Origin of the sequence: Streptomyces sp. NPDC091292, from assembly GCF_044757265.1 — a bacterium.
GTDB lineage: Bacteria > Actinomycetota > Actinomycetes > Streptomycetales > Streptomycetaceae > Streptomyces.
Genome location: NZ_JBIVUQ010000001.1, coordinates 1,619,814 through 1,641,485 on the forward strand (window position 1 = coordinate 1,619,814; position 21,672 = coordinate 1,641,485).

Below are 21,672 nucleotides of genomic sequence, written 5' to 3' on the forward strand. Positions count from 1 at the left end.
GTGCGGGTGGTCAGGGGGACTTGTGCGTGCGCGGGGGCGGGCGATGGGCTAGCAAGGGACCATGGCCGTGCTCGTGGCGCTGGGATCGTTCGTGATGACGCTGGTCGGCGGCTGGACGGCCCAGCACGTGTCCGACCGGCGCCATCTGGTGCTCGGATTCGCCGGCGGACTGATGCTCGGCGTGGTCGGCTTCGATCTGCTGCCGGAGGCGATGGAAGGCGCGCCCGAGCGGATCTACGGTGTCCCCGCCGCACTGCTGCTGTTCGTCGGCGGCTTCCTCGTCGCGCACATCCTGGAACGGCTGCTGGCGCTGCGTCAGGCCGAACACGGGGCCCATCAGCCGGGCCAGGTGCCGCAGGTCGGCATGGGCGCGGCCTCCGCGATGGTCGGCCACAGCATGGCCGACGGGGTCGCGATCGGGGCGTCGTTCCAGGTCGACAGCGCCATGGGGCTGACCGTCGCGCTCGCCGTCATCACCCATGACTTCGCGGACGGCTTCAACACGTACACCGTCACGCGCGCCTACGGGAACGCCGACCGCAAGGCGCTCCTGATGCTGTTCGCCGATGCCTGCGCACCCGTCGTCGGCGCGGCGTCGACGCTGTTCTTCACCATTCCGGCGCAAGCCCTCGCCTGCTATCTCGGCTTCTTCGGCGGCGCCCTGCTCTACATCGCGGCGGCCGAGATCCTGCCGGAGGCCAGCCATCGCCATCCTGCACGCTCGACGCTGTTGTGCACGGTCGCCGGGGCGGTGCTGATGTGGGTGGTGATCGGGACGGCCGTGGACTGACAGCCCCCGGTCGGCGGCGGGGCGGGTCACAGTTTTCCCCCGCGCCCGCCATCGCGCCGGGCCGGTGCGATCAGCGTCGACAGATACGGCAGCGGTCCGTCGTCCGTCAGCTCGGCGGCGGGGCGTATCGACTCGCCGGGCAGCCCGAGCGCGGACCCCCACACCGCGTCGCCGGTCCGCCCGGTCTCCCGCAGCGCGGCGGCCACCTCACCCGCGAGCCGCCCGAACTTGTACGCCACGACCGTGCCCGGACCCGCCAGCGCGTCCTTCAGCACCCCCGCGCCCGCCGTCACCGGCACCAGCGTCAGCGGCTCGGTGCCCTCGGTCAGGACGGCACCGCTGCGCGCGGCGAGGTCCTGCATGGCCGTGATCCCGGGGACCGTCTCGACCACGGTCCCGGGCACCAACGCGCCCACGGTCTGCGCGAGATACGTGAACGTCGAGTACACATTCGGGTCCCCGATCGTCGCGAACGCCACCACCGGGTGCGCCCGCAACAGCTCCGCCACGCGCCCGCCCGCCGCGTCCCACGCCGCCTCACGGCGCGCCCGGTCCGACCGCTCGTTCAGCGCGAACACCACCCGCACGACGCGCTCCGCCGGTACGTAGTGCAGTACGGTCGCCTCGGCCCGGCCGGGTTCACCGCCGTCCGTGCCGTCCGCCGACGCCATCACGGGCACCACGACGACATCGGCGTCCCGCAGCGCGTTCACGCCTTTGACGGTCACCAACTCGGGGTCGCCGGGCCCCATGCCGACGCCGATCAGCCGACCGCCGCCGCCCGTCATGACACTCCCGCTGTTCCCGTCGCTCATGACTGCGCGCACCTCTCCACGAACCGGCGGGCGACACCGGGCTCGGCGGCCCAGTGCGTGTGCAGATAACTCGCGTGCACACCCCGTTGTACGAATCCCTCGACGCGCCGTTCGGGTGCGCGGACCCCCCACGCGGGCGCCGCGCCGGCGCCCGGTTCGATCACGGTGCGGTGGAACTCGTGCCCCCGCATCCGTGTCCCGGCCGGCGCGAGCACGCTGTCGGACACGGCGACCGCGTCCCGGTACCCGAGCGTCAGCCGATCCGACATCCGTGCGTCCGCGTCCAGCACCCCGCACATGGGGCTGCCGTCCAGGGACCGCGCGAGATACAGCAGCCCGGCACACTCGGCGGCCACCGGGGCGCCCGAACGCGCCAGCTCCCCGACTGCCTTCCGCAGCGGTTCGTTGGCGGCCAGCTCCCCCGCGTACACCTCGGGGAACCCGCCCCCGATCACCACCCCCCGCGTCCCCTCGGGAAGCGCCTCGTCCCGCAACGGATCGAACACGACGACCTTGGCCCCGGCGGCGGTCAACAGCTCGGTGTGCTCGGCGTAGAGGAAGGAGAAGGCGGGGCCTGCGGCGACGGCGACGACGGGGCGGTGAGCGGGGGCGGGGGCATTTTCAGCCCCTCCGGCGTTTGAGGAGCCGGCGGAGCCAAATGGAGCCCCTCGGGCGACTGACGAGCCGGCGGAGCCAATTGCGGAGTCTTGGTTGGCTGATGAGCCGGCGGAGCCAAAACCAGCCCCTCCGGCGTTTGAGGAGCGGGGGTCCGGGGGCGGAGCCCCCTGGGGGTGCCACGGGTCGACGGCAAGCGGAGGCGCCGCGTCAGCGAGGGCCAGCAGAGAATCCAAGTCGCACCCCTGACGAACCAGCGCCCCCATCCCCGTAACAGACTCAACCGCCGAGACACGCCTCTCCGCGACGGGGACGAGCCCGAGGTGGCGGGAGGGCGAGACGACCTCCGGCGCGCGCCGGAGCACACCCAGCACCGGCACCCCGGACTCGTCCAACGCCGCCCGCAAAAGGGCTTCGTGACGGTCGGACCCCACCTTGTTGAGGATCACCCCGCCGATCCGTACCTCCGGGTCCCAGGAGGCGAAACCGTGCACCAGGGCGGCCACCGACCGGGACTGGGACGACGCGTCCACGACGAGCACCACCGGTGCCCGCAGCAGCTTCGCGACCTGCGCGGTGGACGCCAGCTCGCCCTGCCCCGACGCACCGTCGAACAGGCCCATCACGCCCTCGATCACGGCGAGTCGGGCACCCCGCGCGCCGTGCGCGAAGAGCGGGGCGATCAGGTCGGGACCGCACAGGTAGGCGTCCAGATTGCGGCCGGGCCGGCCCGTCGCGAGCGCGTGATAGCCCGGGTCGATGTAGTCGGGCCCCACCTTGTGCGGCGACACCCGCAGCCCGCGCTCCGTGAACGCCGCCATCAGCCCCGTCGCGACCGTCGTCTTGCCGCTGCCCGACGAAGGCGCGGCCACCACGATCCGGGGCACCGAGATCACCATCCGGTCATCACCGCTCGGGTCGTCACCATTCGATCCCCCTCTGGCCCTTCTGCCCGGCGTCCATCGGGTGCTTGACCTTCGACATGTCGGTGACGAGGTCCGCGTACTCCACGAGTTCGGCAGGGGCGTTGCGCCCGGTGATCACCACATGCTGGGTCCCGGGCCGCGCCCGCAGCACCTCCACGACCTCGGCGACATCGACCCAGCCCCAGTGCATCGGGTACGCGAACTCGTCGAGCACATAGAGCTGGTACGTCTCGGCCGCGAGGTCCCGCTTGACCTGTGCCCACCCTTCGCGCGCCTTGTCCGCGTTCTCCTCATTGGTGGCCGCTCCGGGGTCGCCGTCGGCGGGTCCCCGCTGGATCCACGACCAGCCCTCGCCCATCTTGTGCCAGGCCACCGTGCCGCCCTGGCCGCTGGCGCCGAGCACCCGCAGTGCGTTCTCCTCGCCGACCTTCCACTTCGCCGACTTGACGAACTGGAACACCCCGATCGGCCAGCCCTGGTTCCACGCGCGCAGGGCGAGGCCGAACGCAGCCGTCGACTTGCCCTTGCCGATCCCCGTATGGACGACGACCAGGGGCCGGTTGCGTCGCTGGCGGGTGGTGAGCCCGTCGTCCGGCACGACGGAAGGCTGTCCCTGCGGCATTACGCGACCCTCTTCCCGGCACCTGGCGCGCCCCGTACGCCCCGTACACCCGCCATGTCCCGTACGCCCCGCACCTCGTTGACCAGCCCGGCGAGCGCGTCCGCGCGCAGCTCGTCCAGCGTGACCGCCGTGCCGCCGAGGTCGGTCGCGAGCCGGCCCGCGAGACCCAGCCGCACCGGGCCCGCCTCGCAGTCCACGACCACGGACGCCGTGCCCTGGGCGGCGAGCAGGCGGGCCGCGCGCGTGGCGCTCGGCACCGGGTCGACGCCGCCCGTCGCCCGCCCGTCCGTCACCACGACGAGCAGGGGGCGCCGCGCGGGATCGCGCAGCCGCTCCACGCGCAGTACGTCGTGCGCGCGCAGCAGCCCGGCGGCCAGCGGGGTCCGGCCGCCCGTGGGCAGCGACTCCAGGCGGGCCGCCGCCGCGTCCACCGACGACGTCGGCGGCAGCGCCACCTCGGCCGCCGCGCGCCGGAACGTCACCAGGCCCACCTTGTCCCGCCGTTGGTAGGCGTCAAGCAGGAGCGACAGGACGGCGCCCTTCACCGCGCTCATCCGCTGCCGTGCCGCCATCGACCCCGACGCGTCGACCACGAACAGCACGAGATTGCCCTCACGGCCCTCCCGCGTGGCCTGCCGGAGGTCGTCCCTGCGGACGACGAGACCGGGCCCCGACCTGCCGCGCGCCACCTGGTGCGGCGCCGCCGCCCGCACGGTCGCCGCCAGATGCAGCTTGGTCAGCGCGCCCCGGGGCCGGTGCGCGCCGGTGGTGCGGCCGTGTTCGGTACGCGCGCGGGAGCGCCGCCCGGCCGCGCCCTCGCCGAGCCCCGGCACGGTCAGGGTCTTCGCCCGGAACGGGTCGGCGGCCCGCACGGCCGCCTGCTCGCCTCCGCCACCGCCCGCACCCGGCTGCCCGTCCTCGGCACCGGCCTCCGCGCGCGCGGGCTCGTCGCCGAAGGGCGGCGGCTGCTCGTCGGCACCCTGCGGACCCGGGTCCGTGTCCGTGCCCGCGTCCGTGGTCGGCGGAGGCGGTGTGTCCGGTCCGCCGTCCCGGGGCGGCTGCCCGCCGCCTCCGCCCGGCCCGTCCGGATCCGGGTCGGAGTCGGGGTCCTCGGGGCTCTCAGGGTTCTCGGGGTCCGGTCCGTCCGGGTCGTCGCCCGCCCCGAACTCCTCCAGCGTGTCGTCGAGTTTGTCCTCGTCCAGGCCCGGCGCGTCGAACGGGTTGCGGCGCCTGCGGTGCGGGAGCGCGAGCAGCGCCGCCTGCCGTACGTCCTCCGCCAGCACGTCCGTACGCCCCGCCCATGCGGCCAGCGCCGTCGCCGTACGCGCCATGACGATGTCGGCGCGCATCCCGTCGACCTCGAAGGCCGCACAGGTCGCCGCGATCTGCCGCAGCGCACCGTCGCCGAGCCGCACCTGCGGCAGCAGGGCGCGTGCGGCGACGATCCGCGCGCGCAGCGCGGACTCCTCGTCCGCCCAGCGCCCGGCGAAACCCTCCGGGTCGTCGTCGTACCCGAGGCGCCGCCGCACCACCTCGACCCGCAGATCGGGTTCGCGCGACGCCGCGACCTCGACGGTCAGTCCGAACCGGTCGAGCAACTGCGGGCGCAGCTCGCCCTCTTCGGGGTTCATGGTGCCGACCAGCAGGAACCGCGCGGCGTGCCGCACGGACACGCCCTCCCGCTCGACGTACGACGCGCCCATGGCCGCCGCGTCCAGGAGGAGGTCCACCAGGTGGTCGTGGAGGAGGTTGACCTCGTCCACGTAGAGGATGCCCCGGTGCGCGTCGGCAAGGAGCCCCGGCTCGAACGCCTTGACGCCGTCGGCGAGCGCCCGCTCGATGTCCAGCGCGCCGACGAGCCGGTCCTCGGACGCGCCGACGGGCAGTTCGACCATGCGCGCGGGCCGCTCCACACCCGTACCGGTCTCGTGCGGGCCGTCCGGGCAGGCCGGGTCGGGGGCGCCCGGCGCGCAGGAGAACCGGCAGCCCGCGACCACGTCCACCGCGGGCAGCAGCGCCGACAGCGCGCGGACGGCGGTGGACTTGGCGGTGCCCTTCTCGCCGCGTACGAGGACACCGCCGACGGCCGGCGACACCGCGTTCAGCAGCAGCGCGAGCCGCAGATCGTCCTGCCCGACAATCGCCGTGAACGGATAGGGGGTACTCACTCGTCGCCCTCCAGGTCGCCTTCCAGCTCCAGATACGTCGCACGCAGCCGCTCCAGCGTCCGCGCGTCCGGCTCCGCCCACAGGCCCCGCTCAGCCGCCTCCAGGAGGCGTTCGGTGATGCCGCGCAGCGCCCACGGGTTGGACTTCTTCATGAAGTCCCGGTTCTCCGCGTCGAACACGTACTCCGCCGACAACTTCTCGTACATCCAGTCGTCGACCACGCCCGCCGTCGCGTCGTACCCGAAGAGGTAGTCCACGGTGGCCGCCATCTCGAACGCGCCTTTGTAGCCGTGCCGGCGCATCGCCGCCATCCAGCGCGGGTTGACCACCCGCGCGCGGAACACCCGGTGCGTCTCCTCGCCGAGGGTGCGCGTCTTCACCTGGTCGGGCACGGCGGAGTCCCCGACGTACGCCTCGGGGCTCGTCCCGGTCAGATGGCGCACCATGGCGACCATGCCGCCGTGGTACTGGAAGTAGTCGTCGGCGTCGACCAGGTCGTGCTCGCGCGTATCGACGTTCTTCGCGGCCACCGCGATCCTGCGGAACGCCGTCTCCATGTCCCCGCGCGCGGGGCGCCCGTCGAGCCCCCGCCCGTACGCATAGCCGCCCCATACCGCGTACACCTCGGCGAGGTCCTCGTCGGAGCGCCAGTTGCGGGCGTCGATCAGCGGCAGCAGGCCCGCGCCGTACGCGCCCGGCTTGGAGCCGAAGATGCGGGACGTGGCGCGGCGCCGGTCGCCGTGCGCTGCCGTGTCCTCGTCGGCGTGCGCCTTCACATGGTTGCGGTCGGCCGGTTCGTCCAGCTCGGCCACCGCGCGTACCGCGTCGTCGATGAGGCCGACGACATGCGGGAACGCGTCCCGGAAGAACCCCGAGATACGGACCGTGACGTCGATACGGGGCCGGTCCAGTTCGGCCAGGGGCACGATCTCGAAGCCCGTGACGCGGCGCGAGGCGTCGTCCCAGACGGGACGGCAGCCGAGCAGCGCCAGGATCTCCGCGATGTCGTCGCCCTGCGTCCGCATCGCCGACGTGCCCCAGACAGTCAGGCCGACCGACTTCGGATAGTCGCCCGTGTCGCTGAGATAGCGGGCCACCAGGGAGTCCGCGAGCGCCTGGCCGACCTCCCAGGACAGCCGGGACGGGATCGCCTTGGGGTCGACCGAGTAGAAGTTGCGTCCCGTCGGCAGTACGTTCACCAGGCCGCGCGTGGGGGAGCCGGAGGGGCCCGCCGGGACGTAACCCCCGTTCAGCGCGCGCAGGATGTGCCCGATCTCGTCCGTCGTCCTGGCCAGCCGGGGCACCACCTCACGGCACGCGAACTCCAGCACCGCCACCGCGTCCGCGACCTCCGTACCCACCGCCTCGCGCACCAGCGCGGGCACCGCCGGCACCTCCCAATCGCGCGCCTCCATGCCCTCCGCGAGCCGTCGGCACACCTGCTCCAGGAGGTCGATCGCGTCGGCACCGGTCCGGGCGGGGCCCGCCACCAGGTCCGTCAGCTCCACCGGCACCTTCACGGGCGCGCCCGGCTCACCGAGAAGGTCCTTCTCGACCAGCCCGAAGTGCGCGGCGAGCGCCGCCCGCAGGCCCGGCAGCGCGTTCGCCTGCCCGCCCCACACCTGGGCCGCCCGCAGCACCGCCAGGACCAGGTTCACGCGCGGCTCACCGACCGGGCCGCCGCCGAGGATGTGCAGTCCGTCACGGATCTGGACGTCCTTGATCTCGCACAGATAGCCGTCGATGTGCATCACGAACTCGTCGAAGTCGCCGTCGTCCGGCTGCTCGTCCACATGCAGGTCGTGATGGAGTTCGGCCGCCTTGACGAGCGTCCAGATCTGCGCGCGCACCGCCGGGGCCTTCGCCGGGTCGAGATCGCTCACCAAGGCGTACTCGTCGAGGAGTTGCTCCAGCTTCGCCAGATCGCCGTAGGTGTCCGCGCGGGCCATCGGCGGCACCAGATGGTCGACCACCGTGGCGTGGCCCCGGCGCTTGGCCTGGGTGCCCTCGCCCGGGTCGTTGACGATGAACGGGTAGACCAGCGGCAGTTCGCCGAGCACCGCGTCCGGCGCGCAGCCCCGCGACAGGCCGAGGCCCTTGCCGGGCAGCCACTCCATGGTGCCGTGCTTGCCCATGTGCACGACCGCGTCCGCGCCGAACCCGCCGTCCTCCGGGGTGTTCTCCAGCCAGCGGTACGCGGCCAGGTAGTGGTGCGACGGCGGCATGTCGGGGTCGTGGTAGATCGCGATCGGGTTCTCGCCGAAGCCGCGCGGCGGCTGGATCATCACCACCACGTTCCCGAACCGCAGCGACGCGAGGACGATGTCGTCGCCATCCACGTACAGCCCGCCCGGTGGCTCGCCCCACGCCTCCACCATGCCGGCGCGCAGCTCCGGGTCGAGGGTGTCGAACCACGCGCGGTAGTCCGCGAGCGGCACGCGCGCGGGGGCCGCCGCCAACTGGTCCTCGGTCAGCCACTCCACGTCGTGACCGCCCGCCGCGATCAGCCGGTGGATCAACTCGTCGCCCTGGTCCGGATGTCCCTCCACCGTGTACCCGGCGGCGCGCAGCGCGTCGAGGACGCGGACGGCGGACGCCGGGGTGTCGAGCCCCACGGCATTGCCCACGCGCGAGTGCTTCGTCGGGTACGCCGTGAAGACGACCGCGATCCGCTTCTCGACCTGCGGCTTGTGCCGAAGACGCGCGTGGCGTACGGCGATTCCGGCGACCCGCCGGGCCCGCTCCGGATCGGCCCGGTACACCGGCACGTCGTCCGGGCCCTGTTCCTTGAAGGAGAACGGGACCGTGATCAGCCGTCCGTCGAACTCCGGGATGGCCACCTGCATCGCCGCGTCCATCGGGGACAGCGCCGCGTCCGACGCCTGCCACGCGGCGCGCGACGACGTGAGGCACAGGCCCTGGAGCACGGGAATGTCGAGGTCGGCGAGCGCGCCGATGTCCCACGCCTCCTCGTCGCCGCCCGCCGACGCGTCCGACGCGTGCGTGCCGCCCGCCGCGAGCACCGTCGCGATCAGCGCGTCGGCCCGCCCCAGCAGCTCGTACAGCGCGGGGTCGGCGCCGCGCAGCGAACCGCAGTACACCGGAAGGGCGTTGGCGCCGCGCTCCTCGATCGCCTCGCACAGGGTGTCCACGAACTCCGTGTTCCCCGACAGTTCGTGCGCCCGGTAGAACAGCACGCCCACCGTGGGACGGCCCTCCACGCGCGCGGGGGTCCCGTGCACGCCGTGCGCGGGCATCGTACGCGGCTCCGCGCTGTGCCGTACGGAACCGTCGCCCGCCGTGTCCCCCGTACCGCCGCCCCGCCCCGCCCGCAGCACGTCCTGGAGCAGGAACCGGGACAGCTCCACGAGATTGCCGGGGCCGCCCTCCACGAGATACCGCAGCGCCTCGGCGACGGCGCCCGCGTGCACCGTCGACTCGGCCATCAGCTCCGCGTCGGGCACCGCCTCGCCGCCGAGCAGCACCGTCGGGATCCCGGACGCCCTGAGCGCCGCGAGCCCGTCCTCCCACGCCCGCTTGCCGCCCAGGAGCCGCACCACGGCGATGTCGGCGCCCGCGACCAGCGCCGGCAGCTCGGCCCCCACGTCGACCCGGGTCGGGTTGCCGATCCGGTAGGGCGCGCCGGAGGCACGCGCCGCCAGCAGATCGGTGTCGGCGGTGGACAACAACAGCACGGTGCTCATGGCGCTCCCGGTGGAATGAAGGGCAGTCCCGACGGAGCGCCCGACTCGATGAGCCGCAGCAGCGCGTCCGTATCCGCGTGTTCCTCGATCAGATCGCCGAGCAGGTCCAACTGCTCCTCGCGCAGCGCTCCGAACGACGTGTCGGGCGACGGCACGAAGCGGCGGCCCGCGGTGGCCGCGACCTCGCGCAGGAAGGCGCGCCGGAAGCCGTCGGACTCCAGCGAGCCGTGCCAGTGGGTGCCCCACACGGCGCCGGAGCGGCAGCCGTCCAGGGGGCGTCCCCGGTCGTCGGTCAGGAAGGTGTCGCCGCCTCGCACATCGGCGACACCGTGATGAATCTCGTATCCCTCCACGCGCTCGCCCAGGGCATGACCGGACGGGCGGGTGAGGGTCTTCTCGCGGGCGAACCGGACCCGCACCGGCAGCAGTCCCAGGCCGTCCACGGCGCCCGCGCGTGACTCGACCTCGTCCTCGATGTGCTCGCCCAGGAGCTGGAATCCCCCGCAGATCCCCAGCACCGGACGCCCCTCGGCGGCCCTTCTCCCCAGCGCCGCCGCAAGCCCCCGTTCTCTCATCCACTCCAACGCCCGTACCGTGCCCCGGGTTCCAGGAACGATCACGAGATCCGCGTCGGCGAACTCTTCCGGCCGGTCCACGAAACGCACCACGACACCCGGCTCGGCGGCCAGCGCGTCGACGTCGGTGAAGTTGGACATCAACGGCACCGCGCACACCGCGACCCGCAGCACGTCGTCGCCGAGCGGGGGAGCGACCACGGACTCACGGACCGCGCCGCGCAGCGAGACCCGCAGCCCGTCCTCCTCGTCGATGCCGAGGCCGTGCCGGTAGGGCAGCACGCCGTACGTGGCACGGCCGGTGAGCCCCCGGAGCATCTCCAGGCCCGGTTCGAGGAGGGACACGTCGCCGCGGAACTTGTTGACCAGATACCCGGCCAGCAGCTCCTGGTCCCCGGGGGCCAGCAGGGCCGTCGTACCGAAGAAGGAAGCGAAGACGCCGCCGCGGTCGATGTCGCCGACCACCAGGACCGGCAGCCGCGCGGCCCGCGCGACGCCCATGTTCACGATGTCCGTGCGCCGCAGATTGATCTCGGCCGGACTGCCCGCCCCCTCGCAGATCACGGCGTCATGGCTGCCCCGCAACCGCTCCAGGCAGTCCACGACCGTGTCGAGCAGGGCCTCTTGCCGGCCACCGCGCAGCCCGTCCGTACCGGGTCCGTCGTGGTGTCCGGGCGCGCCCGGCCGGCCGAAGAAGCCCTGCGCGCTCAACTCGCCCACCGGCTTGCCGAGCAGCACGACCTGGCTGCTGCGGTCGCCGCCCGGTTTGAGGAGTACGGGGTTCATCAGCGCGGTCGGTTCGACGCGGGCGGCCTGGGCCTGCATCGCCTGGGCCCGGCCGATCTCGGCGCCCTCGCGCGTGACGAACGAGTTCAGGGACATGTTCTGCCCCTTGAACGGCGCGACCTTGACCCCTTGCCGCACCAGCCACCGGCAGATCCCGGCGGTCACGACACTCTTCCCGGCGTCGGACGTGGTCCCGGCGACCAACAGGCCACCGCCCCTGCGTACGCCTCCGGCGCTCGTGGTCCCGCTCACCCCTGTCCCTCCGCTCATCCCCGTCCTCCCGCGCGCGTACGTCGCCCGGCCTGTCCGCGTCTCACGGCCCCCGCCCACGTCAGCCGTCCGGCCACGGACACGCCGAGCGCGAGCACGCCGACCCGCCGCGACAGCCGTACCGCCCGCTCGATGTCCCGGACCTCGACGGCGCGTCCATGGGTGTTGAGCACGGGCCGGTGCTCGACCCGGCCCCCGTAGGAGAGGGTTCCGCCGAGCCGTACGCCCAGGGCGCCCGCGAAGGACGCCTCCACGGGACCGGCGTTGGGGCTGGGGTGCCGTCCGGCGTCGGCACGCCACGCGCGCGTGGCGCCGCCCGGGTCGCCTCCCGCGAGCACCGCGAGAGCAGCCGTCAGCCGGGCACCCGGCGCGCCCACCACGTCGTCGAGGCGCGCCGAGGCCCACCCGAACCGCCGGTGGCGGGGCGACTTGTGACCCACCATCGCGTCCAGCGTGTTGACGGCACGGAACCCGACCAGGCCGGGCACACCGCCGACGGCGCCCCACACCAGGGCGCCCACCACGGCGTCGGAGGTGTTCTCGGCGACGGACTCCACGACGGCCCGTGCGATCCCGGGACCGTCCAGGGACTGCGGGTCCCGGCCGCACAGATGCGGCAGCCGCTCGCGCGCGCCCGCGATGTCCCCGGCGGCCAGCGCCGCGCCGATCGCCCGCGCCTCCCGGCCCAGGGTCGTCCCGCCGAGCACCGACCAGGTCGCGGCGGCGGTCAGCGCGACGGAAGCGGAAGGAGACGTCCGTACCGCGCGGGACGCCAGCGCGGCGGCGCCCGTCGCGCCACCGGCGCACACCGCCGTGTGGAGGGCGCCCCACGCGCGGTGGTCACGCCACAGGACCTGTTCGACGGCGCCCGCGGCCCGGCCGAACACGGCGACCGGATGACCTCGGCGGGGATCGCCGAGGATCAGGTCGCCGAGCAGGCCGGCGGCGGCGCCGTAAGCGAAGACTCGCTCGGCACGCATGGGTTCAGCCGGCCGAGACGCCTCGGGGGACGGGTACTACCACGGGTACTACCACGTGTACTACCGCGGGTACGACGAGATCGAGAGGGCCGAGAGGGCCGAAGGGCAGGGGAGGCGGGCAGCCCGGCATCGCGCTATGTCCTCACTCAGGGTCCGCGCCCTGGTTCGACGGACACGACGGCGAGAGTCTCCTGGCTCCCGGATCCGCGGCTCCCCCGGTCTTCCAGCCCGTGCGGGCCGTGACGTCCGGTGGGGGAGTGCTCCCCGGTAACAGTGGCGGGACCGCACCGGATTCGCACCGGTTTCCTCTCCTGCCGCCGTGATGGCCCCGGCAGTCCACCACGCCCCGAGAACACCCGTCAACTCACAGTTGACCTGCGAAGGGAGAGTGTGCGAAGCCCCACACACGCGTGTGGGGTGCGGGACATCACATGTGTCCCGCACCCCACACGGAGTACGTCCGACGGGAGCCGCGCGGCCCCCGGAACCCTGTCAGGCGACGGTCAGGCGACGATCAGATAGATGCCGTAGCCGACGGCCGCCACGCACAGCGCGAAGCACGTGTAGGCACCCACGAGCGCCATCGCGCCACCGCTACCGGCACCCCCGCGCGCGGCCGTCCCCTGCGGTGTGGTGGCGTCGGCCGCGGCGGCCTCACCGCCCGCCGCGGGCGCCGGACTCCGCTGCGAGAGTCCGACGATGCCGAGCGTGAACAGGCCCACGAGGGCCACCGTCACCACGAGGCTGACTCCGAACACGGAGCCGAGAGCTGCCCAGTCGATCTTCATGGCTGATGGTTCCTCACACCGTGGCGGCCCGCGGCGCGGGCTCAGCGGAAGGGCCGTTCCCGGCCGGGATGGTCGTCTTCAGGTCCTCGTCGCCCGAGGTGCCGTCGGTGCCGTCGGTGCCGTCGGTGCTGCCAGTGCTGCCGGTGCTGTCGGTTCCTGCCGCGGCGGTCGCGTCGGCGGCCACTTCGGTGTCGCCCGGCTCCGGAGCGGTGAAGGTGCCCGCCGGGGGCGGCGTCACGGCGGCGATGGCGGTGGTGACCACGCCCGCGGGCTCACCGTCGACGTCGTTGACGTTGTCATGGGTGACCGGCCGGCGGCGGGACAGACCCCAGATCACGGCCGAGCCGATGACCAGGAGCGCGCCGGTGACGACGACACCCCAGGTGCCCTGCTTGGTCAGGAACTCGGCGCCCGCGCCGACCAGTCCGGCGGCCGGCAGGGTCAGGCCCCAGGCGACGAACATCCGGGTGGCGGTGGACCAGCGGACCACACCGCCCTTGCGGCCGAGCCCCGCGCCCATCACGGCGCCGGAGCAGGACTGGGTGGTCGAGAGCGAGAAGCCCAGGTGCGAGGAGGCCAGGATGACCGTCGCGGCGCTGGTCTGGGCGGCGAAGCCCTGCGGCGGCGCGAGGTCGGTGAGGCCCTTGCCCATGGTGCGGATGATGCGCCAGCCGCCGAGGTAGGTGCCGAGCGCGATGGCGACACCGGCGGACGTGATGACCCAGACCGGCGGGTTGGAGCCCGGGGCGAGGACACCGCCCGTGACCAGGGCCAGCGTGATGATGCCCATCGTCTTCTGCGCGTCGTTGGTGCCGTGCGCCAGCGAGACGAGGCCGGCCGACGCGATCTGTCCGGCGCGGTAGCCCTTGGCGGTGGCCCGCTCGTCGGCGCGGCGGCCGATGCGGTACGTCAGCCGGGTGGCGAGCAGCGCCGCGAGACCGGCCACCAGGGGCGCGGCGATGGCGGGCAGCAGCACCTTGGTGACGACCGTCGAACCGTTCACGGACGACCAGCCGGCCGACATGACGGCCGCGCCGATCAGACCGCCGAACAGGGCGTGCGAGGAGCTGGACGGCAGCCCCACGAGCCAGGTCAGCAGATTCCAGAGGATGGCGCCGACGAGCGCCGCGAAGATCACTTCGGTCCGCATGCCCTCTTCACTGACGATCCCGCCGGAGATCGTCTTGGCGACCTCCACGGAGAGGAAGGCACCGACGAGATTGAGCACGGCGGACATGGCCACCGCCGTCTTGGGCTTCAGAGCGCCGGTCGAGATGGTCGTCGCCATCGCGTTGGCCGTGTCGTGGAAACCGTTCGTGAAATCGAACACGAGAGCGGTGATGATCACGATCCCGAGGAGAAGCGTGATGTTTTCCATTTACCCAGGCTTCTGTTGGACGTCAGTGGCGGTTGGAACGTAGGCAACCTGAGTGAACGGAAGATGAACTGAATAGGGCGCTGCGGTGTCTCCGTCCGGGGTGACGGTATGCCGTCCGCGCCCGCCCGTCGACCCGCGCCCGCCCCGGCTTCCGGAACCCGACCCTCCGTACCGCCCGGATGCCGGGTTCCGAGCCCTTCACGCCCTGCGCGCGAGGGGCTTCACCGGGCCGCGCTACCCCCGCGCGAACTGCTTGAGCTGGTCCATCGACCCGTTGAAGAGATTCTGGTCACCCGGCAGGCTGCCCCTCCCGTTGTCGTACTGCCAGAAGGTCCAGTAGCCCCAGCCCGCGGGCAGGGCGCCGGGTGACGAGCTGTAGCGGGCCACCCACAGCGGGTGGTCCGCCGCGAAGGCGCGGCTGGCTCCCGTGCAGTCGTTCCACCAGTTCGCCGTCGTGTAGATGACGGGCCGTCGGCCGGTGAGCCGGTCGACCTCGTCGCTGAAGGACCGGATCCAGGAGACCATCCGGGACTTGCTGAGGCCGAAGCACTTCTTCGAGCTGTACGGGTTGTGCTCGATGTCGAGCGCCGGCGGCAGCGTCCAGCCGTCCGCCCGCCAGTCGCCGCCGTTGCGCACGAAGTACGCGGCCTGCGCCGAGCCGGACGACCGGTCGGGGAGCGCGAAGTGGTACGCGCCGCGCACCATGCCCACGTCCCGCGCGCCGTTGTACTGCTGCGAGAAGTACGGGTTGCGATAACTGGTGGCCTCGGTCGCCTTGACGTATACGAATCGCGCGCCCTTGTCACGGGCCGACTTCCAGTTCACGTTCTTCTGGTGCGACGAGACATCGTGCCCCTTGGGTTTGTCCGCCGCCGAGACCGGTACGCCCGCGAGGGCCGTGCCCCCGAAGGTGAGCGTCGCCAAGGACACCGCGAGCACGCGGAGACGGCGAAGGGTCGAAGTGCGGTCACACGCCATGAATCCCCCGGAGGTAGTAGAGAGGTACATGCCTGCCCGAAGCGGACGCGACGGACGCGCGTGTCCCCGCAGATACGCCCGTTCGGCCCCCTGGCCCGGTACTTTTCCCCGCATGGCGCGTACGGCGGACGAAGCGGTGGCGCGGGCCTGGGACGACCTCGTCGCGACGGCCCGCAGAACGGTGACCGACGGCCTCGTCGTCGGCACATCCGGCAATGTGTCGGTCCGGGTCGGCGACACCGTCCTCACCACACCCAGCGGCGTGCCCTACGACCGGCTCACCCCCGCCGACGTACTCGGCGTCGGCCTCGACGGCGTACAGGTGCTCGGCGACCTCGTCCCGACCAGCGAACTGCCGATGCACCTCGCGATCTACCGCACCACCCGCGCGCGGGCCGTCGTCCACACCCACGCCGTGCACGCCACCGCGGTCTCGACCCTGGTGCCCGAACTGCCCCTGATCCACTACATGGCGGCGGCGCTCGGCGGCCCGGTCCGCGTCGCCCCGTACGCGCTGTACGGCTCGGACGAGCTGGCCGCGCACATGCTCACCGCCCTGACCGACCGCACCGGCTGCCTCCTCCAGAACCACGGCACCGTCACGTACGGCGACTCCCTGCCCCAGGCGTACGACCGCACGGCCCAGTTGGAATGGATGTGCCAGGTCTGGCTGACGGCGACAGCGGCCCCCCACCGCACCCCGCACCTCCTGACCGGACTCCAGCTCGCGGAGGTGGGGGAGAAGCTGAGGGGGTACGGGCAGCGGGGGTAGGGCCTGCCCTCGACGGGCTGAGGTGGCACGGGCGGCGAACCGGCCGGAGACTGGTCAGGTGGGTCCAGCCAAAGCAACCGCAGCCACCGCGGCGCTCACGGCGGTGGGCACGGCCGCGCTCGGTGCCGCCGCCGTCGCCGTGGGGCGCTACGCCAGCGACGCGGCCCTCAAGGCGCCCCCGGGCCGCCCCCTCCCCACCGAGCCCCGCCTCACGGTGCACGCCACCGGCCCCGGCCGGATCACGCTCACCCGCTCCCTCGCCTCGCTGCGCCCCGGCCGCTACGGCCTCGCGGGCGACGGCATGCACGCCGTCGTGGGCCCGGTGATCGCCGAGGCGGCGGACACCGCGGACACCGTCGTACGCCGGCTCGAACGCGTCACGCACGGCACCCTCGAACCCGGCGCCAAGGTCTGGCTCACGCCCCAGGTGTACATCGGCGACCCGGCCGCCGCGCTCGGCCTCGACCACGCCGACGTCGACGTACCCGGTGAACTCGGCGGGCTGCCCGCCTGGTTCGTGCCCGCCTCCCGCGACACCTGGGTGATCACCGTGCACGGGCTCGGCACCACCCGCGAGCACCCGATGGTGCTGATGGACTTCCTCCACGGCCAGCGCTTCCCCGTACTCGACGTGGCCTACCGCGGCGACCTGGGCGCCCCGCCGCTGCCCGACGGCCTCGGGCACCTCGGCGCGACCGAGTGGCGGGACGTGGACGCCGCCATCCGCTACGCCGTGCGCTACGGCGCCGAGCGGGTCGTCCTGCACGGCTGGTCCACCGGCGCCGCGATGGCCCTGCGCGCCGCCGCGTACTCCCCGCTCAAGGACCGGGTCTCCGGCCTGGTCCTGGACTCGCCGGTACTCGACTGGGAGACCACGCTGCGCGCCCTCGCGTCCGCCCGGCGCACGCCCGGTCCCCTGCTCCCGCTCGCGGTCCGCGCCGCCGAGGGCCGCACGGGCCTGGTCGCGGGGCACGGCCGGCAGAACGGCGGACCGCTGATGGACGGCGTCGCCCCCGAGGCCGTCGCGGTCCCGACGCTGCTCGTGCACGGCCCCGGCGACACGGTCGCGCCCTGGCGCCTGTCCCGCCGGTTCGCCGCCCGCCGCCCCGACCTGGTCACCCTGCACACCGTGCCGAACGCCCCGCACGGCGCCATGTGGAACGCCGATCCGGATACCTACGAAGAGGTCCTGCGCCGCTTCCTCACCCCCCTGATGTAGCGCCACGGCCCCCGCACCCGCGCCTCCGTTTCCCCTCGGTCGAACCGGCCTCGATCCACGGCGGAGGGGCCCGCGATCTACCCGCGTGGCGTTCCGTTTGGGTTTTCGGACCGTCAACCGGAAGACTGCTCCCGTGACGTCCCGTATCCCGCGCGACTCCAGGCTCCGACTCGTCCGCCCGCGACCCCTTGCCGCCGCTCCCCGCGCGGTCGGCCAGCGGCGCTCCCGGCGCCCCGCCCCGCGTCCCCCCGAGGGCACCCCCGCACCCGCCGAGCTGGCCCGCACGGCCCGCGCCGGTCTCGCGGGCGCCGTCCGGGTCGCGCGCTGGGCCGACACCGAACTGCGCCCCGGCCGCCGGGGCAGGCCCCCGGGCCCCGGCACCACCCCCGACGGCGGCGGCACGCTCTCCGACACCACCGCCGAACGGGCCGCCACCGACCTCGGCCTGACGGTCGGTGAGGTACGGGCGGACTGGGACACCGCCCGCCTGGCAGGCCTCGTCGAGGTGCACGGCGACTACGCGCGCCCCGGCTGGCGGCTGCGTGCCTGGGACCGCGACGACTCCGCCGTCCTGCGCGGCTGGGTCGCCCTCTTCGACGCCTGGTCACTGGCCCACCCGGCGCCGGACGGACCGGGCCCCGATGTCGCGGCGTCCGTCGCCGAGGTCGTCGAGGCCATGCCGCAACTCCTCTCCTTCCTCCAGCTGTCGGCGGGCCCCGTGCCCGTACCGCAACTGCTCGACCTGCTGGAACAGCGCGTCAAGGAGCTGCGCACCGAGCGCTGCGAGATCCCCTACGGCCCGCAGCCCGAACCCACCGTCACGGACGACTCCGCGCTGCCCGAACTCCTCGACTGGGCCCTGCACGCGCTGGCCGCCGTCGGCGCGCTGACCTGCGCCGCCGGCCAGGCGACCCTCACCGCGCTGGGCAGTTGGGCGGTGTGGGTCAAGCTGGAGCAGATCTGCGTCGCCGCACAGAGCCCGGCGGGGAACATCGAGCAGTCCGCCGACGGCATGCTGCGCGGCTGCGCGGGGCTGCGGCCCAACGCGGCCCGCGCCGAATACCGCGCCTGGCTCGCCGCCCGCACCGTCGGCAGCGCCGTCACCGAACTGCTCGACGCGGCGCGCGGCGAGGACGCCCTGCTGCGTGGCCTCGCCTTCGAGGCGCTGCGCGTCGTCGGCGCCCCCGCCGAGGCGGGCGTCCGGCAGATCATGGACGAGCCGTCGCTGCGGCCCTACGCGCTGCTGTGGCTCGCCGAGATGGAGGGCGTCGACCCCGAGGACACCCACGCCGTACTGACCCGGGACGAGGCGACCTGGCTCTGGGTGGACACCGCGGCGGCCGTCGCCGACCACGGGGACGCCGGACTCCTCGTACGCCACCTGGAGTCCGCGGTGCAGCCGACCGTCCCCGCCCTCCTCGACGAGGTACGCCGCGTGGGGCACCCCCGTACCGTGCAGGTGCTGGTCGCGCTCGCCGCCGCCCACCCCGACCCCGCGCTCGCCAAGGCCGTGCGCAGGGCCGCCTTCCAGGTGCACACCGGAGGCGCCTGACGCATACGGGCCGCGCCCCCTCGCCCGACGGGCGGGACGGGCGCGGCTCAGCCGTGCGGCTCGGGTGCGTACGTCCCGAAGCTCCACACATTGCCCTCGGCGTCCCTGGCCATGTAGTCCCGCGAGCCGTAGTCCTGGTCCGTCGGGGGCATCAGGATCTCCGCGCCGTGCTCCACGGCCCGCCGGTGGTGGGCGTCCACGTCCTCCACCACGACATAGATCCCGGCGGGGCCCGCTCCTTTCATCGCCTTGTCGAAGAGTCCGCCGCGCCCCTTCGAACCGAGCATCACCACGCCCGCGCCATGGGCCAGTTCGGCGTGCATCACCTGGCCGTCCTCACCCTCGTACACACTCCTCTCCGTGAAACCGAACGCCTCCGTGAGCTGCTTGATCGCGGCCTTCGCGTCGGTGTACAGCAGCGTCGGGTAGATCGTCGGGGGTCCGCCGTCCTTGCCGGCCATGGGGATCACTCCTTCTTCCAGTTATCGAATCGTGACCTGCGAAACAGTCTGGCACCCGGCACTGACAACGCCCCGGCGAAGCCGCCCGGCGGGCTCAGCCGAAGGTGTTGCAGCGGGCCATGTCGCCCGTGCGGTAGCCCTGGTAGAACCACTGCTGCCGCTGCTGGGCCGAGCCGTGCGTCCAGGACTCCGGGGTCACCCGGCCCTGGAACCTCGCCTGGATCCGGTCGTCGCCGACCGCCGCCGCCGCGTCCAGACCCTCCCGGATGTCCGCGTCGGTGAGGCTCGTGATGAGCGGCCTGCCGGTCGTCGGATCGGGCGTCCGGGTCGCGTGGTGCGCCCACACCCCGGCGTAGCAGTCGGCCTGCAACTCGACCTTGACCGCGTTGCTGTCGGGCCCGGTCCGCCCGTCCTGCGCGCGCTGGAGCGTGCCCATCAGGTTCTGGATGTGGTGCCCGTACTCGTGCGCGACGACATACGCCTGCGCGAACGGCCCCCCACTGGCGCCGAACTTCGACCGCAGCTCGTCGAAGAACCCGAGGTCGAGGTAGACCTTCCGGTCGGCCGGGCAGTAGAACGGGCCCACCGCCGACGTCGCCTCGCCGCACCCCGTCGACACGTGCCCCGTGAAGAGCACCGTCTGCGCGTCCGTGTAACGGCCGCCCCTGCGCGCGTACTCCGCGCGCCAGAAGTCCTGGACGCTGTTGACCACCGCCACGATGCGGCAGTCCTCCTTGGTGTTGGCGTCCCGTCCGGTCCGGCAGCTCTGGGAGACCTGGGCCGCCGTCGAGGACGTCGGCGCCGCGCCGCCGCCCGACGACAGGCCCAGTTGCTCGGGTCCCACACCGAGGAACAGACCGAGCAGCAGCGCGATCAGGCCCGCGATACCGCCGCCGACCGTCTTCCGGCCGCCGGGGATCCGGCTGCCGCGCACATCCCGTACCTCGGAGGTGTCCAGACCGGCGTCGTCGTCGAACTGCATGGCCGCACCGCCCTCCGTGCCACGTCCGGGACGGCGGCCCGCCGTCCGGTGCCGAGAACGGCACTGTGCCCTCATCCTGTGCCGGGACACGGCGGACGGCGCCGGGCGGACCGCCGAACGGGGGACGTGCCGCGACGGGCCCGCCGTGTCGTGACGGCTCAGGGGGCCGCGCGCGAGTGAATGCGGTGCCGGGTCGGCCGAGGTCCTGTCCGACCGTGCGGGCCCGTCGGGAACGGTTCAGACAAGCTGACAGGGCTGACAGGCTGACGGGGCTAGGGGGCTGAGTGGCGGCTGTGTCCATCGCCGCGTTCGCGGTGTTCGCGAAGGCCGGGGTGTCCCACGCTTCGGGCGCGACGGAACACGCGTCGGGCGTAACGGAACATGCGTCGGGTGCCACGGAACACGGGACGTCCGCGCCGGGCACAGGCACCCGTCCCGGGGCCGTCCCCGGACCCCGGCAGGAGCCCCCGCGCGCGCCCGCGCGCCGTGCCCGCCGTGCGCGCCGCCTGCTGACCGGCCTCCTGGCGCTCGCCGCCGTCCCGCTGCTCGCCCTCGCGCACGAGGCGCGCCCCGCGCCCTTCGGTGACCGTCTCACGCTCCATGCGCGCGGGGCCGACGACCACCGGGCGGTGCCCCTGCCGCACGGCTGGAGCTACGCGCGCGACGGTCACCGGCCGCTCGCCGTGGTGCCCGCGCGCGGGCACGCCGTCGCGCTCTGGGACGACGGCCTCGTCACGGCGACCACTCCGCCCGCCTCCGCGCGGCACGCCCCGCACGTCCGCTGGCACCGCGCCCTCCCCGACGCCGCCCCCTGGCTCACCCGCCGCGCCGCCCGCCCCGGCGCCGGTGTCCTGCGCGTGCTCGGCCCCGACGCGCGCATGCTCGCCGTCGTCACCCCGCGCCGGATCACCGCGTACCGCGTCGCCGACGGGGACCTGCGCTGGGTGCTGCCCGCGCGCGAAGGATGCCGTTTCGAACCGGCACGCGCCGCGCGCGTGGGTCACGCCCTGCTGATCGCCCAGCCCTGCACCGGACGTGGACGGGAGGCCGCCGAACCCTGGACCGCGCAGCTCGTCGCCGTCGACGACATCGGCCGGATCGTCCCGCGCCGCAACCCCCTGGGCAACGACATCCCCGGGTCCCGCCCCCGGTCCGTCCCCGGTCCGACCAGCGCCCCGACCGTGCCTGAAAAAGTGGTTGCGCGACCCCGTTAGACTGGCTCCATGGCCATTCTCCTCACGCACTAGACGGCGTGATCGCCCTCAGCCCGCCCTTTCGCCGTCCACCCTGC

17 protein-coding genes and 1 riboswitch are annotated in these 21,672 nt (G+C 73.6%); of the genes, 5 read left to right on the forward strand and 12 right to left on the reverse strand.

All coding sequences use genetic code 11. The features are described from left to right. Window positions 1-61 precede the first annotated feature (61 nt). Window positions 62-790 (forward strand): ZIP family metal transporter, encoded by a 729-nt coding sequence (locus tag ACIQNU_RS07815; RefSeq protein ID WP_401362110.1) that lies wholly within the window; start codon window positions 62-64, stop codon window positions 788-790. Window positions 791-816: 26 nt separating this feature from the next. Here ACIQNU_RS07815 and cobI read toward each other — a convergent pair whose 3' ends face one another. The 10 genes from cobI to ACIQNU_RS07865 all read right to left on the reverse strand — a co-directional run bounded on the left by cobI (window position 817) and on the right by ACIQNU_RS07865 (window position 15,395). Next, window positions 817-1,578: a precorrin-2 C(20)-methyltransferase gene (gene cobI / locus ACIQNU_RS07820; RefSeq protein ID WP_401362551.1), complete on the reverse strand. Its 762-nt coding sequence runs from the start codon at window positions 1,576-1,578 to the stop codon at window positions 817-819. 23 nt (window positions 1,579-1,601) lie between these two features. Next, complete coding sequence (locus ACIQNU_RS07825) at window positions 1,602-3,119, reverse strand: cobyrinate a,c-diamide synthase (RefSeq protein WP_401362113.1); 1,518 nt, start codon at window positions 3,117-3,119, stop codon at window positions 1,602-1,604. Window positions 3,120-3,141: 22 nt separating this feature from the next. Next, window positions 3,142-3,768 (reverse strand): cob(I)yrinic acid a,c-diamide adenosyltransferase, encoded by a 627-nt coding sequence (gene cobO, locus ACIQNU_RS07830; protein ID WP_401362116.1) that lies wholly within the window; start codon window positions 3,766-3,768, stop codon window positions 3,142-3,144. Then, window positions 3,768-5,936 (reverse strand): putative cobaltochelatase, encoded by a 2,169-nt coding sequence (locus ACIQNU_RS07835; RefSeq protein ID WP_401362119.1) that lies wholly within the window; start codon window positions 5,934-5,936, stop codon window positions 3,768-3,770. The genes cobO and ACIQNU_RS07835 overlap by 1 nt, the downstream gene beginning before the upstream one ends. Continuing rightward, window positions 5,933-9,640, reverse strand: a complete 3,708-nt coding sequence (cobN, locus tag ACIQNU_RS07840) for a cobaltochelatase subunit CobN (RefSeq protein WP_401362121.1) — start codon at window positions 9,638-9,640, stop codon at window positions 5,933-5,935. The genes ACIQNU_RS07835 and cobN overlap by 4 nt, the downstream gene beginning before the upstream one ends. Further along, window positions 9,637-11,253, reverse strand: a complete 1,617-nt coding sequence (locus tag ACIQNU_RS07845; protein ID WP_401362123.1) for a cobyric acid synthase — start codon at window positions 11,251-11,253, stop codon at window positions 9,637-9,639. The genes cobN and ACIQNU_RS07845 overlap by 4 nt, the downstream gene beginning before the upstream one ends. Window positions 11,254-11,267: 14 nt before the next feature. After that, window positions 11,268-12,251 (reverse strand): cobalamin biosynthesis protein, encoded by a 984-nt coding sequence (locus ACIQNU_RS07850; RefSeq protein WP_401362126.1) that lies wholly within the window; start codon window positions 12,249-12,251, stop codon window positions 11,268-11,270. 184 nt (window positions 12,252-12,435) lie between these two features. Further along, window positions 12,436-12,561: riboswitch (cobalamin riboswitch) on the reverse strand. A gap of 193 nt (window positions 12,562-12,754) precedes the next feature. Then, the gene (locus ACIQNU_RS07855) at window positions 12,755-13,039 is read right to left on the reverse strand and encodes a hypothetical protein (RefSeq protein ID WP_401362129.1); all 285 of its coding nucleotides are present in this window, start codon (window positions 13,037-13,039) and stop codon (window positions 12,755-12,757) included. 13 nt (window positions 13,040-13,052) lie between these two features. Then, a complete protein-coding gene (locus ACIQNU_RS07860) occupies window positions 13,053-14,417 on the reverse strand; it encodes an anion permease (RefSeq protein ID WP_401362132.1) in 1,365 nt (454 codons plus the stop codon). Window positions 14,418-14,651: 234 nt separating this feature from the next. Beyond that, complete coding sequence (locus tag ACIQNU_RS07865; protein WP_401362134.1) at window positions 14,652-15,395, reverse strand: lysozyme; 744 nt, start codon at window positions 15,393-15,395, stop codon at window positions 14,652-14,654. A 112-nt stretch (window positions 15,396-15,507) separates the two neighbouring features. Between ACIQNU_RS07865 and ACIQNU_RS07870 the strand changes: the two genes are divergently transcribed. From ACIQNU_RS07870 to ACIQNU_RS07880, 3 genes are all read left to right on the forward strand, one after another. Next, the gene (locus ACIQNU_RS07870) at window positions 15,508-16,167 is read left to right on the forward strand and encodes a class II aldolase/adducin family protein (protein WP_401362136.1); all 660 of its coding nucleotides are present in this window, start codon (window positions 15,508-15,510) and stop codon (window positions 16,165-16,167) included. Window positions 16,168-16,225: 58 nt separating this feature from the next. Beyond that, the gene (locus ACIQNU_RS07875; RefSeq protein ID WP_401362138.1) at window positions 16,226-17,386 is read left to right on the forward strand and encodes an alpha/beta hydrolase family protein; all 1,161 of its coding nucleotides are present in this window, start codon (window positions 16,226-16,228) and stop codon (window positions 17,384-17,386) included. A gap of 133 nt (window positions 17,387-17,519) precedes the next feature. Continuing rightward, complete coding sequence (locus tag ACIQNU_RS07880) at window positions 17,520-18,938, forward strand: hypothetical protein (protein ID WP_401362140.1); 1,419 nt, start codon at window positions 17,520-17,522, stop codon at window positions 18,936-18,938. A gap of 47 nt (window positions 18,939-18,985) precedes the next feature. Here ACIQNU_RS07880 and ACIQNU_RS07885 read toward each other — a convergent pair whose 3' ends face one another. Both ACIQNU_RS07885 and ACIQNU_RS07890 read right to left on the reverse strand, forming a co-directional pair. Then, entirely contained in the window at window positions 18,986-19,399 is a 414-nt protein-coding gene (locus ACIQNU_RS07885; RefSeq protein ID WP_401362142.1) for a VOC family protein, read from the reverse strand. Window positions 19,400-19,493: 94 nt separating this feature from the next. After that, window positions 19,494-20,381: a neutral zinc metallopeptidase gene (locus tag ACIQNU_RS07890; protein ID WP_401362144.1), complete on the reverse strand. Its 888-nt coding sequence runs from the start codon at window positions 20,379-20,381 to the stop codon at window positions 19,494-19,496. Window positions 20,382-20,665: 284 nt separating this feature from the next. Between ACIQNU_RS07890 and ACIQNU_RS07895 the strand changes: the two genes are divergently transcribed. Continuing rightward, entirely contained in the window at window positions 20,666-21,595 is a 930-nt protein-coding gene (locus tag ACIQNU_RS07895) for a hypothetical protein (RefSeq protein WP_401362147.1), read from the forward strand. Window positions 21,596-21,672: the final 77 nt, after the last annotated feature.